The organism is Streptomyces sp. NPDC045678 (assembly GCF_056432085.1).
The window spans coordinates 49,806-68,947 of the sequence record NZ_JBWKJS010000014.1; the positions used below are offsets into that span (position 1 = coordinate 49,806).

General features: G+C 72.6%; 8 protein-coding genes. All 8 read left to right on the forward strand.

Annotated features, from left to right (window positions below):
* The first annotated feature begins 45 nt into the window (after positions 1 to 45).
* The 8 genes from AC07DO_RS37210 (at position 46) to AC07DO_RS37245 (ending at position 18,970) form a co-directional block, all read left to right on the forward strand.
* The gene (locus tag AC07DO_RS37210) at positions 46 to 11,391 is read left to right on the forward strand and encodes an amino acid adenylation domain-containing protein (protein WP_479066470.1); all 11,346 of its coding nucleotides are present in this window, start codon (positions 46 to 48) and stop codon (positions 11,389 to 11,391) included.
* A gap of 130 nt (positions 11,392 to 11,521) precedes the next feature.
* Positions 11,522 to 12,742: a cytochrome P450 gene (locus AC07DO_RS37215; protein WP_479066472.1), complete on the forward strand. Its 1,221-nt coding sequence runs from the start codon at positions 11,522 to 11,524 to the stop codon at positions 12,740 to 12,742.
* A 79-nt stretch (positions 12,743 to 12,821) separates the two neighbouring features.
* Positions 12,822 to 13,937: a cytochrome P450 gene (locus AC07DO_RS37220; protein WP_479066474.1), complete on the forward strand. Its 1,116-nt coding sequence runs from the start codon at positions 12,822 to 12,824 to the stop codon at positions 13,935 to 13,937.
* An 8-nt stretch (positions 13,938 to 13,945) separates the two neighbouring features.
* Positions 13,946 to 15,151: a cytochrome P450 gene (locus AC07DO_RS37225; RefSeq protein ID WP_479066476.1), complete on the forward strand. Its 1,206-nt coding sequence runs from the start codon at positions 13,946 to 13,948 to the stop codon at positions 15,149 to 15,151.
* 43 nt (positions 15,152 to 15,194) lie between these two features.
* Positions 15,195 to 15,407, forward strand: a complete 213-nt coding sequence (locus tag AC07DO_RS37230) for a ferredoxin (protein WP_268774975.1) — start codon at positions 15,195 to 15,197, stop codon at positions 15,405 to 15,407.
* Positions 15,408 to 15,452: 45 nt separating this feature from the next.
* On the forward strand, positions 15,453 to 17,015 hold the full coding sequence (locus AC07DO_RS37235) for a tryptophan halogenase family protein (protein WP_479066478.1): 1,563 nt from the start codon (positions 15,453 to 15,455) through the stop codon (positions 17,013 to 17,015).
* A 9-nt stretch (positions 17,016 to 17,024) separates the two neighbouring features.
* Entirely contained in the window at positions 17,025 to 17,540 is a 516-nt protein-coding gene (locus AC07DO_RS37240) for a flavin reductase family protein (RefSeq protein ID WP_479066480.1), read from the forward strand.
* 5 nt (positions 17,541 to 17,545) lie between these two features.
* Positions 17,546 to 18,970, forward strand: coding sequence for a cation:proton antiporter (locus AC07DO_RS37245; RefSeq protein ID WP_479066482.1), 1,425 nt, complete (start codon positions 17,546 to 17,548; stop codon positions 18,968 to 18,970).
* Positions 18,971 to 19,142: the final 172 nt, after the last annotated feature.

Below are 19,142 nucleotides of genomic sequence, written 5' to 3' on the forward strand. Positions count from 1 at the left end.
AGAAGCCGTGGCCGACAGGCCCAGGCGCTGTGAGGAGACAGAGCGATGACGACCCGACCCCGATCCCTCGTCGAGGACGTGTGGCCCCTCTCGCCGCTGCAGGAGGGGATGCTCTTCCACGCCTCCTACGACGACCAGGGCCCGGACGTCTACACCGTGCAGTCGACCCTCGACGTCGAAGGGCCCGTGCACACGGCTCGGCTGCGGACCTCGTGGGAGGCGCTGCTTGCCCGGCACGCGGCGCTCCGCGCCTGCTTCCGCCCGGTGACCGGCGCCCGGATGGTCCAGGTGATCCCGCGCGAGATCACGCTCCCCTGGCACGAGGCGGACGTCAGCACGCTCGTGGAGCCCGAGGCGCTCGCCGAGATCGGCCGGCTCGCCGCGCGGGAACGCGCGCAACGCTTCGACCTCGCCGTGCCGCCGCTGCTGCGGCTCCTGCTCGTGCGTCTCGGCGAGCGGCGGCACCGGCTCGTCGTGACGTTCCATCACATCCTCATGGACGGCTGGTCGATGCCGGTCCTCCTGAACGAGCTGTCCCAGGTGTACGCGGCGGGCGGCGACGCCTCCGTGCTGGGACGCGCGGCGCCGTACGGCGAGTACGTGGCGTGGCTCGGCCGCCAGGACAAGGAAGCCGCGCGCGACGCCTGGCGGGCCGAGCTGGCCGGGGCCGACGGGCCGACGCTCGTCGCGCCGCAGGACCCGGGCCGTGCCCCGGTGCTGCCCGACCAGGTGCACATGGAGCTCCCGGCCGAACTCACACGCTCCGTGAGCGAGTTGGCGCGTTCCAACGGGCTGACGGTCAACACCGTGGTGCAGGGCGCGTGGGCTCTCGTGCTCGCCCGCCTCGCCGGACGCACGGACGTCGTCTTCGGCGCGACCGTCGCGGGCCGTCCCGCCGAACTGCCGGGCGTCGAGTCGATGATCGGTCTGTTCATCAACACGCTGCCGGTGCGCGTGCGCCTCGACGGCGCGCAGCCCGTCGCCGGGCTCCTCGCGCGGCTGCAGGAAGCCCAGTCCGGCCTGATCGCCCACCAGCACGTCGGGCTCGCCGAGGTCCAGAAGCTCGCCGGGCCCGCCGCGGTCTTCGACACCCTCGTCCTGTACGAGAACTACCCGCTGCCGCCCGCCGGCCCCGCCCCCGGCCCCGACGCCGTGACGATCAGGCCCGCGGAGGCGTCCCGCGACGCCTCGCACTATCCGCTCACCCTGGTGGCCGTCCCGGGCGGCGACCGCATGCGCTTCAAACTGGACCACCGGCCCGACCTGTTCGACCGTGCCGCCGCGGTGGCCGTCGTCCAGCGGTTCGTGCGGGTCATCGAACAGGTCACGGCCGACCCGTCGGCGCGCGTGGGCGACATCGACGTACTGGAACCGGCGGAGCGGTCCGCGGTGACCGAGCTGTGGAACGCGACCCGGCGTCCACCGACGACCGGGTCGGTGGTCGAGGCGTTCGAGGCGCAGGCCCGCAGGGCACCGGACGCACCCGCCGTGCGCTGCGGCGACGACACCCTGACGTACGGCGAACTGGAGGAGCGCGCGAACCGGGTCGCCCGCCACCTGGCCGCACTCGGTGTCGGCCCGGAACGCCGCGTGGGCCTCTGCCTGCCGCGCGGCACCGACATGATCGTGGCGGAGCTCGCGGTGTGGAAGGCGGGCGGCGCCTTCGTCCCGCTGGACCCCGACCACCCGGCCGACCGGCTGCACTACATGATCACCGACAGCGGCGCCGACATCGTCCTGGCCACCGGGACCACCCGCGCCGAAGTACCCGGAAGCACCGCCCGCGTGGTGGTCCTTGACGAGGCGCGGACCGCGCGGACGATCGCCGCGGAGCCCGGCGAGCCGCTGGGTCTGTCCGTCGGCACCGAGCAACTCGCGTACGTCATCTACACATCGGGCTCCACGGGTCGCCCCAAAGGCGTCGCCCTCGCCCACCGGGGCGTCATGAACCTGGCCGAGGCGATGCGGCCCGCGCTCGCCCTGCGCGACGGCGTCGTGATGCTGCAGTTCGCCTCCTTCAGCTTCGACGGAGCGGTCCTGGACGTGGCCGTCACCCTGGCGGCGGGCGGCACCCTGGCCATCGCGTCCGCCGAGGAGCGCACGGACCCCGACGCGCTCGCGGGCATGATCCGCGCGACCGGCGTCGAAGCGGCCAGCGTCGTGCCGTCCGTGCTGCGCACCCTGGACCCGGAGACGGTCGCGGGCGTACGCAACTGGGTCCTCGGCGGCGAGTGGCTGACCGCCGACCTCGCGAGCCGCTGGGCCGGCCGGGCCCGCCTGTGGAACACCTACGGACCCACCGAGGCCACCGTGATGGCGACCGTGGGCCTCGTCGACGAGGGCATCAAGCCCGTGGACGCCCCGCCGCCCATCGGGCGGCCGCTCGGCAACATGCGGACCTACGTCCTCGACGGCTTCCTGCGCCCGGTGCCGCCGGGCGTCAGCGGCGAACTGTACGTCGCGGGGCCCGGCGTGGCGCGCGGCTACGTGGGGCGGTCCGATCTGACGGCGGAACGGTTCGTGGCGTGCCCGTTCGGCGCGGGCGGACGCATGTATCGCACCGGTGACCTGGCCCGCTGGACCGCGGAGGGCCGGCTGACGTTCGCGGGCCGCGCGGACGAGCAGGTGAAACTGCGTGGCTTCCGCGTCGAACCCGGCGAGGTCGAGGCCGTCCTCGCCGCGCACGCGTCCGTGCGCGAGGCGGCGGTGATCGCCCGCGAGGACCTGCCCGGCGACAAGCGCCTCGTCGCGTACGTGGTGCCGAGCAGGGACGCGGAACCCGGCTCCGAAACCCCGCGCGACCTCGACACCGAGGCTCTGCGCGCCTTCGCCGCCGGCCGCCTCCCCTCCTACATGGTCCCGGCGACGACGGTCGTCCTCGACGCCCTGCCCCTCACCGTCAACGGGAAGCTCGACCGTTCCGCGCTGCCCGCCCCCGAGCTGGCCGTGCGCGGCGGCCGTGCCCCGCGCACACCTGTCGAGACCGCCCTGTGCGACCTGTTCGCCGAAGTGCTCGGCATCGAACGGGCCTGTGCCGACGACTCGTTCTTCGCGCTCGGCGGTGACTCCATCTCGTCGATGATGCTGGTGTCCGGCGCCCGCCGCGCGGGCCTCACCGTCACCGCCCGCCAGGTCTTCGAGCACCGCACCCCGGCAGCCCTCGCCCTGGTCGCCGTCCCCACGCGGGCCACGCCCACGGACGGCGGCGACTCCGGCACCGGAGAGGTCCCGCTCACCCCCGTCATGCACGAACTGCTCGACCGCGTCGGCGCGGAGGCGGCGGGCCGGGTCGTCCAGACCGCCGTCGTCGAGGCACCGACGGGCCTGGGCACCGAGAGCCTGGCCGACGCGGTGCGGGCGGTCGTCGACCACCACGACGTGCTGCGCGCGCGACTCGAGACGGAACCGGAACGGCGCCTCGTGGTGACGGGGCCGGGCACCGTACCCGCCGGGACGTTCGTACGCCGCTACGACGCGACCGGCACGGCCCCCGACGAGCTGCCCCGGATCATCGCCGAGGAGACCCGCGCCGCGGTGGCGCGGCTCGACCCGCGGACCGGTGTGATGCTCCAGGTGGTCTGGCTCGACCTGGGTGCGGACAGTCCCGGGCGGCTCGTCCTGGTCGTCGACCACCTCGTCATGGACGCCGTCTCGTGGCGGATCCTGCTGCCTGACCTGGAGCAGGCGTGCGCCGCGACCGCGGCGGGCCGCACACCCGAACCGGAACCCGTGCCCACGTCGTTCAGGCACTGGGCCCGCGCCCTCGCCGACCAGGCGACCAGCGCGGCACGCACGGCGGAGCTCGACGCGTGGACGGGGCTGCTCCAGGGCCCCGACCCGCAGTTCACCGCCCTTCCCCCGGACCCGGCGCTCGACCTCGCCGACACCGTACGGCGCGTGTCGGTCACCGTCCCCGCCCCCGTCACGTCCGCGCTCCTGACCGGCGTACCGGAAGCGTTTCACGCGGGCGTCGACGACGTGCTCCTGACCGGGCTCGCCGCGGCCGTCGCGGAGTGGGTCGACGGCGGCGTGCCCGAGGGCGGCTTCCTCGTGGACGTGGAAGGACACGGGCGGATCGACCTCTCCGAGAACATGGACCTCTCGCGCACGGTCGGCTGGTTCACCGGCACCCATCCTGTGCGGCTCGACGTGGGAAAGCCCGACTTCGAGGACCTGCGGGAAGGCGGCCCCGACGCGGGCATCGCCGTGAAGCGCGTCAAGGAACAGGTGCGCGCGGTGCCAGGCGACGGCCTCGGCCACGGCCTGCTGCGCCACCTCAACCCGGAGACCGCCGCCGCACTCGCGGCCCTGCCCACCGCCCGGATCGGCTTCACCTACCTCGGCCGCATCCCGTCGGGACCGGCGAACGGCACCGCCGACATACCGGTGAGCGCCGACGAAGGCCCCGCGGACGGCCGGTTCCCCGTGGCGCACCCGCTGGAGCTCGCGGGCGTCGTCCACGACGGCCCCGACGGACCCCGCCTCACCCTCAGCCTCGACGCGCCGCACCGCCTGCTCGACGAGACGGCCGCCCGGACCCTGGTCGAGGCCTGGGCCGCCATGCTGACCGGCCTGGCCGCACACGTCGACGAGCCCACCGCGGGCGGCCACACCCCCTCCGACTTCCCGCTCGTCACGCTCGACCAGCCGCAGATCGACAAGCTGGAGACGGCCGCACCGGACCTGGTCGACATCTGGCCGCTCTCACCGCTGCAGGAAGGCCTCCTCTTCCACGCCCTGTTCGACCGGCAGAGCACCGACGTGTACGTCGAGCAGATGATCGTGGGCCTGGAAGGACCGCTCGACGCGGCACGCCTGCGCGCGTCCTGGCAGGCACTCCTCGACCGGCACGCCAGCCTGCGGGTGGGATTCCGCCAGGTGGCCGGCTCCGGGCAGTCCGTGCAGGTCGTCGCGGACCGGGCGACGCTGCCGTGGCGCGAGGAGGACCTCGCGGAGCTCGACGAGGACGCGGCGTGGGAGGAGTCCGAACGGCTCGGCAGGGAGGACCGCGCCAAGGGCTTCGACCTGGCGAAGCCGCCGCTCGTGAAGGTGCTCCTGGCCAGGACGGGCGCGGACCGCTACCGCATGATGGTGACGCTCCATCACATCGTGCTGGACGGCTGGTCGTTGCCGGTGCTGCGCCGCGAACTGTGGGCGTGCTACGAAGCCGGTGGCACCGCGGCGGGACTGCCCCCGGTGACGCCGTACCGCGACTACCTGACCTGGCTGGGGCAGCAGGACAAGGAAGCGGCGCAGGAGGCGTGGCGCGCGGAGCTGGCCGGTGCGGACGAGCCGACGCAGGTCGTGCCGATGGCGCCGGGCGCGGTCGCCGCGCCGGACCCGGACGCCGCGTCCGGCGAGGTCTTCGCCGTGGCGGGGCCTGCACTCGACCGCAGGCTCGGCGAACTGGCCCGCGCCCGGGGCGTCACGCTGAACACCGTCGTCCAGACCGCCTGGGCCCTGGTCGTCGGGCAGCTCGCGGGCCGCCAGGACGTCGTGTTCGGCGCCTCCGTGGCCGGCCGCCCGGCCGACCTGCCCGGCATGGAGAACATGCTCGGCCTGTTCATCAACACCGTCCCGGTGCGGGTGAGGTTCGACCCGGCGCGGTCCGTCGCCGAGGTCCTCGCGGACGTCCAGAGCCGGCAGTCCGCCCTGATGGACCACCAGTACCTGAGCCTCGGCGACATCCAGCGCGTGGCGGGCCGCGGAGCGACGTTCGACACGCTCATGGCGTTCGAGAGCTTCCCCACCGGGGCCGACCCATCCGCACAGGACGACGGGAGCACCCGCGAACCGGGACCCGTCGGCGTGGAACTCACCGAGGCGGGCATGCGCGAGTCGATCAACTACCCGCTCGGTCTGGTGGTGGACCCGCTCAACGGTCTGCGGATGCGCCTGACCTACCGTCCGGACGCCTTCGACGAACCGACGGCCCACGCACTGCTGGACCGGCTCCTGCGGGCGCTGCGGCAGATCGCCGCGGACCCCGGGGCGCCCGTCGCCAGGCTGCGGCTCTCCGACGACTCCGACCGGACACGCGTCCTGGAGGAGTGGAACGACACCGCCGTGTCCCACCCGGACACCCTCGTCCCCGAGCTGTTCGCGGCACACGCGCAGAACTCGCCCGATGTGGTGGCGGTGCGGTGTGGGGTTGAGGCGCTGTCGTACGGGGAGTTGGAGGTGCGGGCGGGTCGGCTGGCCCGGCGTCTGGTGGGGCTTGGGGTTGGTCCCGAATCCCGTGTGGGGCTGTGTCTGCCGCGTGGGGTGGACATGGTCGTGGCGGAATTGGCGGTGTGGAAGGCGGGTGGTGCGTTCGTTCCGTTGGATCCGGAGTATCCGGTCGATCGGTTGTCGTTCGTGGTGGCCGACAGTGGTGCCGGTGTGGTGGTGGGTGCGGGGGAGAGTCTGGCGGGGGTGGCGGTCGGCGGTGCGCGGGTGGTGCTGCTGGACGAGGAGGACGCCGAGTGCCTTGAGGGCCCCGTTGATGTGCGGTTGTCGCCCGGTCAACTGGCGTATGTGATCTATACGTCGGGTTCGACGGGTCGTCCGAAGGGTGTGGCGGTTGCGCACGGGGGCGTGGCGAATCTGGCGGTGGCGATGCGTCCGGTGCTGGGTGTGGATGCGGGTGTCACGGTGTTGCAGTTCGCGTCGTTCAGTTTCGACGCGGCGGTGCTGGATGTGGCGGTGACGCTGTCCGGTGGCGGCACGCTCGCGATCGCCACTTCGGAGGAGCGGGCCGAGCCCTCGACGCTGGCGGCGATGATCGAGTCGGCCGGTGTCACCACGGCCAGCGTCGTGCCCTCCCTGCTCACCATGCTCGACCCCGCCTCCGTGCCCGGAGTCGGCAACTGGGTCCTCGGCGCGGAACTCATGACCGCCGCCCTGGCGAGCCGGTGGACGACTCAGGCGCGCGTCTGGAACACCTACGGCCCCACCGAAGCCACCGTGATGGCCACCGCGGGGCCCGTCGACGAGAACATCAGGTCGCAGGACAGGCCCCCGGCGATCGGCCGCCCACTGGACAACGTACGGACGTACGTCCTGGACGGCTTCCTGCACCCGGTTCCGGTCGGGGCGACGGGGGAGCTGTACATCGCGGGGCCCGGTGTGGCCCGGGGGTATGAGGGGCGGCCGGATCTGACGGCCGAGCGGTTCGTGGCGTGCCCGTTCGCCGTGGGCAGCGGCGGCGGACGCATGTACCGCACTGGTGACCTGGCGCGTTGGGCGGCCGACGGGCAGTTGTCGTTCGTCGGGCGTGCGGACGAGCAGGTGAAGGTGCGCGGGTTCCGGGTGGAGCCCGGCGAGGTCGAGGCGGTCCTTGCGGCACACCCCGAGGTGCGGCAGGCCGCCGTCATCGCCCGCGAGGACCGGCCCGGCGACAAACGCCTCGTCGGCTACATCGTGCCCGGGACCAAGGACCTGGAGATCCAGTCCGTGCACGACCACCTGGCGCAGGCGCTGCCCGACCACATGCGGCCCGCCTCCGTCGTGGTCCTGGAGACACTGCCACTGACGAGCAACGGCAAGGTCGACCGCGCGGCTCTGCCCCGACCCGACTTCGCCGGGCGCATCTCGGGCCGCGAGCCGGAGACCGAGCTCGAAGCGACCCTGTGCGCGCTGTTCGCCGAGGTCCTCGGCCTGGAACGGGTGGGCGTCGACAACAACTTCTTCGACCTGGGTGGCGACTCGGGCCTGGCCATGCGCCTCGCCGCGCGGATCCGTGAGGAGCTCGGCAGCGAGCTGAGCATGCGGCGGTTCTTCGGCGAGTCCACCCCGCTCGGTGTGGCGCGGATGCTCACGTCCAAGGAGCTTCCGGAGCTGCGATCCGTCGACCGTCCGGAGGAAATACCCCTGACCGCAGGGCAGTTGAGGACGTGGCGACTCGCCACGGCCAATCCCGGCTCCGCGGTCCAGCGGGCGTCCATCGCCCTCAGGCTGGGCGGCAGGCTCGACAGGGAGGCGCTGACGGCTGCGCTCGGAGACGTCGCGGCGCGGCACGACATCCTGCGCACGGTCTTCGTCGCACCCGACACGGATCTCGGCAGCCCCGACACGGCCACCGGCAACCCCGCCGACAGGGCGGAAGCCACGGCCGGCGCCCACGACGTGCGCCAGTGCGTCCTGGATTCCGACGCCGACGCCGCCCGGCCCGCCCTGCCCGTGACCAACGCGACCGAGGAGGAGCTGCCGCGGCTGCTCGCCGACCACGCGGGGTACGAGTTCGACCTCACCCGCGAGACACCGTGGACGGCACGCCTGTTCGCGGTCACGGAGACCGAGCACGTGCTGCTCCTCGTCGTGCACCGCATCGCCACCGACGACGCGTCGCTGATCGTCCTGGTCCGCGATCTGGCGGCCGCGTACGGCGCCCGCAGGGAAGGCCGTGCCCCCGAACGGGCCCCGCTGCCGCTCCAGTTCGCCGACTACGCCCTCTGGGAGCGGGAGATGCTGCGGGACGAGGAGGACCGCGACAGCCTCATCGGCGAGCAGTTCGCCCACTGGAAGAAGGCCCTCGCGGACGCCGAACCCGAGCAGCAACTGCCGGCCGACAGGCCCCGGCCCGCGCTGCCTTCGCACCGCGCCGACGAGGTGCCGCTGGGCCTCGACAGCGCCACGCACCTCCGGCTCACGGAGATCGCCGAGGCCGACGGCGCCACCTTCTTCATGGTGGTGCAGGCCGCCCTCGCGCTGCTCCTGTCCGGGCTCGGCGCGGGCACCGACCTCACCCTGGGCACGGTGCTGCCGCGCCGGGACGAGGAGGGCGACCTGGACGGCGTCGTCGGCCCGTTCGCCGACCCGCTGGTCCTGCGTACGGACGTGTCCGGCGACCCGACGTACCGCGAACTGCTCGGCCGCGCACGGGACGCGTACCAGCGAGCGGTCCAGAACCCGGACGTGCCCTTCGGACGGCTCGTCGAGGCCCTCGCGCTGCCCGCCGGGCACCGGCACCCCCTGTTCCAGGTGGTCCTCGAGATCCTCAGCGACTCCGCCGAGATGTGGGAGTCGCCGGAGCTGCCGGGGCTGCGCACCACACGTCTGCCGGTGGGTACTCCGGCCGCCCACCCCGACCTGGTCGTCGCCCTCACCGAGCGGCACGGCTCCGACAGCGGCCCGGACGGAGCCGACGGCGCGCTCCGCTACGCCACCGAGCTGTTCGACCGCTCCACGGCGTCCGCGCTCGCCCGGCGGCTGACCCGCGTCCTCCAGCAGGTGGCGGACGACCCCGAACTGCGGCTCAGCCAGGTGGAACTCCTCCTGGACGAGGACGAGCGCGGCCAGGTCCTGGAGGCCCGCGAAGCCGTCGTGGCGCCGGTCCCTGACGGCACGGTCGTCGAGCTGCTCGCCGAACAGGCGGCGCTGGCCCCCGAGGCCGTCGCCGTCGTGGACCACGACGGGCTGCTCACCCACGGCGCTCTGGACGCGGCCTCCGGGCGGCTGGCCCGGCGCCTGGCCGACCGGGGCATCGGCGCGGAGGACGTGGTGGTCCTCGCCCTGCCGCCCGCCTCGGGCCTCGTCGTCGCGGTCCTCGGGGTGCTCAGGTCCGGCGCCGCCTGCCTGATCGCCGACCCGAACCGGCCCATGGAGGACGTGGCGTCGTGCCTGCGGCAGGTCACACCGGCCGCCCTCGTCTGCGCGACGGCCATGGCCCCGCTCCTCGGCGACGGCGTGACCGTGCCCGTCGTGCTCCTCGACGACCCGAGGTACGCCGCCACCGACGGCGCCTCCCCAGAAGCCGGTCCACCGCTGCCGGCCCCTCTGCCCCGGCAGGCGGCACTGGTCCTCGGCGCCCCGGTGCCGGACGGCGCCGACGGAACCGTCGCGGGCGCCGTCGTCGAACACCGGACGCTCGTCGACCACGCCGTGCACCACCAGCACGCGGCCCCCACGCACCACGGGGTGACGTTCCTCGACGTACGGGCCCCGGTGGCCGCCCTCCTGACACCGATGCTCTCCGCCCTGTGCGCGGGGAGCGGCGTCCGGCTCGGCGTACCGGGCGAGGACGCGGCACCGGCCGCCGGGCCGCCAGGCGCGCAACACCTGGTCACCTCCCGGGTCCTGCTGCCCGCCGCCGACGAACCGACCGCAGACGAACGGACCATCGACGAACGGACCGCTGACGAACGGGCCGCCGACGAGGTGCCGTTCGCCGAGGTCACCGTGGTCGACCACGGAAGCACCCCGGCCGTCGACGACACCCGGGCCTGGTCGGCCGCCCACCCGCGGGCCACCCTCGTCAGCGCCCACAGCGCGGCGGAGACCGGAGGCCCCTGGCTCGACCACCGGACACGGCCGGGTGAGCCCCTGCCCGACCGGGCCCCCGCCGGCACACCCGTGCCCAACACGCGCGCCTACGTCCTGGACGACTACCTGCGCCCGGTCCCGCCCGGCGGCACCGGCGACCTTTACATCGCAGGATCGTCCCTCGCCCGCGGCTACGCGGAAGCGCCAGGACTCACCGGCGAACGCTTCGTCGCCTGCCCCTTCGCGGCGGCCGGAGGCGAACGCATGCTGCACACCGGCGAACGCGCCAGGCGGAGCGCCGACGGTCTGCTCACCCTGCACGGCAGGGGGCGCGGCGGAACCCGCGCGGCCGGACGCCGTGCGGGCGGCGACCACGGCGACCTGGAGATGCTCCTCCCGCTGCGGCCCAAGGGCGGCCTCCCGCCGCTGTTCTGCATGCACACCGGTACGGGACTGAGCTGGGCCTACGCGGCACTGCTGCGGCACCTTCCGCAGGACCGGCCCGTGTACGGCGTGCAGGCTCGCGGGCTCGCCGAACCGGAACCGCTGCCGCAGAGCATGGAGGAGATGGCGGCCGACTACGCGGAGCGGATCAGGACCGTCCAGCCCGAAGGGCCCTACCACCTGCTCGGCTGGTCCCTCGGCGGCCTGATCGCCCAGGCCGTCGCCACGCACCTGGAGGAACAGGGCGAACAGGTCCAGCTCCTCGCGGTGATCGACGGCTACCCCGAAGGGTTCGGCGGGGCCCAGTACAGCAACGTCCAGCCCGAAGGCGGCCAGGACGACACCACCGCGCCCCGCGCGAGCGACCTGGGGCTGCCGCCCGACGAAAACATCGGCCAGGACATGGACGAGGGACTCCGCGCCAACATGCGCCAGGTCATCGACAACGTGGGACGGCTCACCCCCCGGCACACACCACGCCGCTTCGGAGGCGACCTGCTGCTCTTCGTCGCGACCGAGGACCGGCCCGCGGACACCCCGGCGGCGGCTCCGGGTGAGAGCTGGCGGCCCTACATCGCCGGTGACATCGAGTCCCACGACATCGCGGCGAGCCACTACACGATGCTGCAACCCGCGCCTTCGGCACGGATCGGAGGTGCCATCGCGGACAAGCTCCGGCCCGCGGACGGCACCGGAAAGGAGTGACGGAAACGGAATTCCTGGCACAGCGGAACGCGGTGCGTCAGGAAGCGTGAATCGCTACGGATTTCGTGGGCGGGGACGGAAAGGGTGCGGTGCTGTCCCCGTCACGCGGAAAGGGCGAAAGGGCCCCTGAATGTCGAAGGCAGTGAGCACGTCCGCGCACACCCGCAGGGACGGCATCGAACCCGTACCGGAACTCGTCGAACTCGGCGCGCGCACCCCGCTCGTCGAACTCGACACCGGCGGGCGCGCCCCGAGCCGACACTGGCTCGCGACCGGCTACGACGAGGTGCGGGCCATCCTCGGCGACGACAGGTTCAGCATGCTGCCGGCCGACGACGGCAGGACCGGCGGGAAGCGGCAGATCGAGGTCGGCAACCTCCGCCAGTACGACCCGCCCGAGCACACGCGGCTGCGCAGGATGCTCACCCCCGAGTTCACGATGCGTCGGATCCGCCGACTGGAACCCTTCATCGAGGAGATCGTCGAGCACTGCCTCGACGCGCTGGAAGGCGCCGGCCGGCCCGCCGACCTCGTCCGGCACTTCGCCTGGCCCATCCCCGGCCTGGTCGGCTGCGCACTGCTCGGAGTGCCCCGCGACGACGCGGCCGAGATCGCCCGCAACCTCAACATCAGCAGGACCGGCACCGGCTTCGGCCGGCACACCAGCCGCGAGGAACGCGAACGCCAACGGGCCGCCGTGAACGCGTACATGACGTACATGCACCGGCTCATCCGGCAGAAGCGCCGCGATCCGGGCGACGACCTGCTCGGCATGCTCATCCGGCGGCACGGCGACGACCTCACCGACGAAGAGCTGACCGGCATGGCCGCCGCCGTCATGGGCTCGGGACTCGAGGACATCGGCGGCATGCTCGGCCTCGGCCCGCTGGCCCTCCTCGAACATCCCGACCAGCTCGCCTTGTTCCAGGAGAGGACCGACCTGCTCGACTCCGCCGTGGAGGAACTCATCCGCTACGTCTCGTCGGTACAGAACGCCACACCCCGCACCGCCCTGGAGGACGTGACCGTCGGCGGACAGCTGATCAGGGCGGGCGAGTCCGTGATCTGCTCCCTGCTCGCGGTGAGCCGCGATCCGGCGGGCGGCGCCGCGGCGAACGGCGCAGCGCAGGACACGCTCGACATCACCCGCGACAATTCCGGGCACCTGGCATTCGGCCACGGCGTCCACCACTGCATCGGCGCGGTGCTCGCCCGCGTGGAACTCCGCATCGCGATATCGGCACTCCTCCGCCGGTTCCCCAAGCTGACCCTCGCGGTACCGGCCGAAGAAATCCGCTTCCGCACCTGGACGCCCAATTACGGCGTCGACGAACTCCTCGTGCGGTGGTGAGCGCGGCTTCCTGGACATCCTTGACGGGTGCGCGGAGCCAAATTCAGACTCGTGACAAAGGGCGAAAGGATTTCGAGAAATGCCCAAGCCACTGGACGAAACCGAGCAGTCGCCGCTCGTCGAGACCACCCCTCCGGGGACACTGGACCGCGCATGGCTCGCCACCGGATACGACGAGGTGCGGGCGATCCTCGGCGACTCGGACCGCTTCACCACACTGCCGCCCGCGGACAACATCGAGGACTCCCGGCGCCTCGTGCAGCCCGGCAACCTGCTGCACTACGACCCGCCCGAGCACACCCGGCTGCGGAAGATGCTCACCGGCGAGTTCACGCTCCGCCGGGTGCGCGTCCTGGAACCCCTCGTCGAAGGCATCGTGACCGAGCGACTCGACGCCATGAAGGGCGCGGCCCAGCCCATCGACCTCGTACCGCACTTCGTCTGGCCCACCACCAGCCTCATCGGGTGCGCACTGCTCGGCATACCCCGCGACGACCAGGCCGAACTCGCCCGCCACCTCGACACCAACCGCATCGACAACCCCGACAGGGACCAGCGGGACGCGGCAGGCAACTCGTACCTCGTCTACCTCAGCAAGTTCACCGCACAGAAGCGGCGCGACCCCGGCGAGGACCTCCTCGGCCGCCTCATCCAGCGCCACGGCGACGACCTGACCCCCGCCGAACTGACGGGAACCGCCGCGACGCTCCTCGCCTCCTTCATCCAGAACGTGGGCGGCACACTGGGACTCGGCATCCTCGCCCTCCTGGAACACCCGGACCAGCTCGCCCTGCTCAAGGAACGCCCGGACCTCATCGACCACGCGGTGGAGGAGCTGATCCGGAGCGTCTCGATCATCTCGCACGCCTCGCCCCGCACCGCCCTGGAGGACGTCACCCTGGCGGGCAGGACGGTCAAGGCGGGGGAGCCCGTCGCCTGCTCCCTGCTCGGCGCCAACAACACCCGCTCACCGGGGGAGCCGACCGAGCCCATCGACATCACACGGGACAACAGCCGTCACATGGCGTTCGGACACGGCATCCACTACTGCCTCGGCGCGCCGCTGACCAGGATGGAACTGCGCATCGCCATCGCGGAACTGCTCCGCAGGTTCCCCGGGGTGCGGCTCGCCGCGCCGCGCGACGAACTCCGCTTCACTTCGAAGGCCGTGGAGACGCTGCCGGTGGCCTGGTAAGGGGCGACATGCCGCACGAGAGCACACCGGTACCGCTGCACACCCGCCGCACACGCTTCGACCCCGCGGACGACCTGCGGCGCCTCGCCGCCGACGGGCCCGTCACCCGCGTCAGCCTGGCACCCGGCGCGGGCGGCGAGCCCCTGTGGCTGGTCACGGGACACGACGAAGTGCGCAGGGTCCTCGGCGACCACACCCGGTTCTCCACCCGCCGCCGCTTCGGCACGCGCGAACCGGCCGAAGGGGACGGCGGGCGGCCGGACGAAGGCGTCGGGCTCCTCATGGACTACGACCCGCCCGAACACACCCGGCTGCGCAAAATGCTCACGCCGGAGTTCACGGTACGGCGGATGCGCAGGCTCCAGCCGCGCATCGAGACCATCGTCGCCGAACGCCTCGACGCCATGGAGCGCGCCGGACACCCCGCCGACCTGGCGCAACTCTTCGCCTCGGCGATCCCGGGACCGGTGCTGTGCGAACTCATCGGCGTGCCGCGCGACGACCGCGACGACTTCCTGCGCCGCTGCCACGCCCACCTCGCCACGGGAAGCGGCCGCCGGGAGCGTACGGCCGCCGGATCCGCCTTCACCCGCTACCTCGCGGCCCTGGTGGCCCGGCAGCGCAAGAACCCCGACGACGGCTTCCTCGGCATGCTGGTGCGCGACCACGGCAGCGAGTTCACCGACAAGGAGCTGCGGGGCATCTGCATCCTGCTGATGCTCGCCGGCCTCGACAACATCTCCGGAATGCTGGGCCTCGGCGCCCTCGCCCTCCTGGAGAACCCGGACCAACTCGCCCTGGTGCGCGACGATCCCGCCGCCCTGGACCGCGCCGTCGAGGAGCTGCTCCGCTACCTGTCGGTGCCGCACGCCCCCACGCCCCGCACCGCCGTCGAGGACATCACCCTCGGCGGCAGGCTGATCAGAGCGGGCGACACCGTCGTCTGCTCGATCCCGCTGGCCAACCGCGACCCGCACCTGACCGCCGAGCCCGACCGGCTCGACCTGACCAGAGAACCCGTGCCGCACGTCGCGTTCGGGCACGGCATCCACCACTGCATCGGCGCCGCCCTCGCCCGGATGGAGCTCCGCGTCGCGTACACGGCGTTGCTGCGGCGCTTCCCCGGACTGCGACTCGCGGTGCCCGCACAGGACGTGGAATTCCGTGTCCGCTCGACCGCCTACGGGGTGGAACGGCTGCCGGTCACCTGGTGAGACCGGAGTGGCCCGGCTCGGAAGGGGAGGGGGAAGGAGAGAGATGGAGGTACACGTCGACCGCGGCCGGTGCGCGGGCTCCGGCCTGTGCATGAGCTACGTGCCCGCCGTGTTCGACCAGTCGGAGGACGACGGGAAGGTGCTGCTCAAAGCGGCACGGCCCGAAGCGGGCTCGGCCGCGGCGGTGCGCGGCGCCGCCGCGAGATGCCCGGCCGGCGCGATCACGCTGAGCGGCGGGGACGCGCGCGGCCGCTAGGACTTCATCACGATCGGTGCTCAAACATCACAGTGGGGTGGGGAAATGACGCATGCTCCCGTACGCGACGTCGTCATCGTCGGCGGCGGCACGGCAGGCTGGATGACCGCCGCGTATCTGACGGCGGCCTTCGGCGACCGGATCAACATCACGCTCGTGGAGTCGGCGGACGTCGGCACCATCGGCGTCGGCGAGGCCACGTTCAGCGACATCAGGCACTTCTTCGAGTTCCTCGGCCTGGCCGAGCGCGACTGGATGCCCGCCTGCAACGCCACGTACAAACTCGCGGTCCGCTTCGAGAACTGGCGCGAGCCCGGGCACCACTTCTACCACCCGTTCGAGCAGCTCAGGTCGGTCAAGGGGTTCCCGCTCACCGACTGGTGGCTGCGGTACCCCACGAGCGACCGGTTCGACGTGGACTGCTTCGTGATGGCCTCTGTCATCGACAACAACCGGAGCCCCCGCTACCTCGACAACCGCCTCCTGGAACAGGACTTCGTCGAGGACGAGGCCGCGCCGAACACCATCGCCGAGTACCAGGGCGCCCAATTCCCGTACGCCTACCATTTCGAGGCGCGCCTCCTCGCCAAGTACCTGACCAAGTACGCCACTCGGCGCGGGGTGCGGCACGTGGTCGACAACGTCGTCGACGTGGGCCTCGACGAGCGCGGCTGGCTGTCACACGTGCAGACCGCCGAGCACGGGCGCCTGGACGGGGACCTCTTCGTCGACTGCACCGGCTTCCGCGGCCTGCTGATCAACAAGGCCCTCGAGGAGCCCTTCGTCTCCTACCAGGACACCCTGCCCAACGACAGCGCGGTCGCCCTCCAGGTTCCCATGGACATGGACAAGGAACCGCTCCGCCCCTGCACCACCGCGACCGCCCAGGACGCCGGATGGATCTGGACCATCCCGCTGATCAGCCGGATCGGCACCGGCTACGTCTACGCACGCGACTACATGGACCCCGAGGAGGCCGAGCGCACCCTGCGCGAGTTCGTCGGCCCCGCCGCGGCCGACGTGCCCGCCAACCACATCCGGATGCGGATCGGCCGCAGTCGCCGCTCCTGGGTCAACAACTGCGTGGCCATCGGCCTGTCCAGCGGCTTCGTCGAGCCGCTGGAGTCCACCGGGATCTTCTTCATCCACTACGCGATCGAGCAGCTCGTCAAGTTCTACCCGGCGGCCGACTGGGACCTCCGCCTGCGCGAGCAGTACAACAGCGCACTGACGAACGTGATGGACGGCGTACGGGAGTTCCTCGTCCTGCACTACCGCGGCGCGAAGCGGGCGGACAACCAGTACTGGCGGGACACCAAGACCCGCGCCGTGCCCGACGCGCTCGCCGAGCGCCTCGAACTGTGGGAGAGCAAGGTCCCCGACACCGGCACGGTCCACCCCCGCTACCACGGCCTGCCGCCCTACTCGTACAACTGCGTCCTGCTCGGCACCGGCGGCATCCCCGTCCGGCCCTCGCCCGCGCTCGACCTGATCGACGAGAAGGCCGCGCTCGCCGAGTTCCAGGCCATCAAGGACAAGGCGCGGTCGCTGGTCCGCACACTGCCGACGCAGAACGCCTACTTCAAACGCATGCGCGACGGGGTGTGACCGGGGCACATGGACATCGAGTTCCGCGACATGATGGCGTCGTTCCCGACCGGGGTGTCGGTCGTGACGGCCCGGGACGGCAGCGCGGGGCCCCGGGGAATGACATGCTCATCGCTGTGCAGCCTCAGCGTGAACCCGCCGACGCTCCTGACGTGTCTGCGCAGCGGCAGCCCGACCCTGAGAGCCGTGACCGACAGCGGCGCCTTCGCGGTCAACCTCCTCCACGGTGAGGCGGGCTGGGTCGCCGCGCTCTTCGCGTCCGGTGCGCCCGACCGCTTCGACCGCGTCGCCTGGCGGCCCTTCGGCCGCGGGCGCAGCCCCGCGCTCGTCGAGGCCGCGCACGCCGTCGCCGACTGCGCCGTCGAGCGCACCCACCCCTCGGGCGACCACGTCATCGTCGTCGGAGCGGTGCGCTCGGTCGAGCGCCTGCGCCACGAGAGCGCCCTGCTCTACGGCTTCCGGCGCTACAGCGAACTCGCCCCGGGTGAGCCGGCCGTGGGGGCCCTCTCCGAACGGGGCGGGTGAACACCGTGCCCACCGCAGGCCCACCCGCGGCCGCCGAGATGCTGTCGGCCGCGCCCGTACCGCCGATCGCGGCACACCCCCTGCTCATCTTCCTGTTGCAGGTCGGCGTGCTGCTGCTCCTGGCCATCATGCTCGGCAGGCTGGCCACGCGCTGCGGACTACCCGCCATCGTCGGGGAGTTGAGCGCGGGCGTGCTCCTCGGCCCGTCCCTCTTCGGCTGGGTGGCGCCGGACGCGGCCGCCTGGCTCCTGCCGTCGGACCCGGCCCAGGTGCACCTGCTCGACGCCGTCGGACAGATCGCGGTGCTCCTCCTCGTCGGGCTCACCGGCATCGAGATGGACCTGCGGATGATCCGCCGCCGCGGCGGCACGGCCCTGCGCGTCAGCCTTGCCGGGTTGCTCGTGCCCCTCGCCCTAGGGGTCGGCCTTGGCTACCCGCTGGCGCACATGCTCGGCATCGACACGTCCGACCGGCAGATGTTCGCGCTCTTCCTCGGCGTCGCCATGTGCGTCAGCGCCATCCCCGTCATCGCCAAGACGCTGATGGACATGGACCTCATCCACCGCAACGTGGGCCAGCTGACGCTGGCGGCGGGGATGATCGACGACACCTTCGGCTGGCTCATGCTCTCCGTGCTCTCCGCGATGACCGTGGGCGGCCTGACGGCCGGCGTGTTCGCCGAGGCCATCGGCTCGCTCCTGCTGGTCCTCCTGGTCGCGCTGCTCATCGGCCGCCCGCTCGTGCGCAGAGCCCTGCGCCTGTGCAAGGGATCGGACGAACGGACGGTGTCCGCGGCCGCCGCGATGATCCTGCTGGCGGCGGCGGGCACCCAGTCGCTCGGGCTCGAAGCGGTCTTCGGGGCGTACCTGTGCGGCGTGCTCATCGGCTCCAGCGGGGAGTTCGACCGGGCCCGCACGGTGTCGCTGCGCATGGTCGTCCTCGCCGTCCTCGCGCCCGTCTTCTTCGCGACCGCGGGGCTCCGCATCGACCTGCGCGCGCTCGCCGAACCCGCGGTGCTCGGGGCGGCGCTGATCGTGCTCGCCACCGCCGTCCTCGGGAAGTTCGCGGGCGCCTACATCGGCGCGCGCCTCAGCAGGCTGAGCCGCTGGGAGGCGCTCGCGCTCGGCGCGGGGATGAACGCCCGCGGCGTCATCGAGATCATCGTCGCGATGGTCGGACTGCGGCTCGGCATCCTCGACACCAGGACGTACACGATCATCGTGCTGGTCGCGGTGGTCACCTCCGTCATGGCGCCGCCGCTGCTCAAGGCGGCCGTGAAACGCATCGACTGCACGCCGGAGGAGCAGAGCAGACACGCCGCGTGGCGCGGGACGCCGACGCGGGGAAGTCCGGAGAGGGGAAGTCCGACGCGCGGAAGTCCGACGCGGGGAAGTCCGGCGCAGGGGAGTCCGGAGCGGGCGGAGACCTGACCGGTCTTCCGCGGACTCCCGGCCGCGTGTCCCACGGCCACACAGGATCGGCCGCACACCACCGGTGGGCGGCCGCTCCTGCCTGCCCCGGCGCGCGATCCCGCCCCCTTGAAAGCACTGTGCGGACGCCCCGCTCTGTGCCCGCCGTGTGACCGGCCGCCGCGTAGAAGTT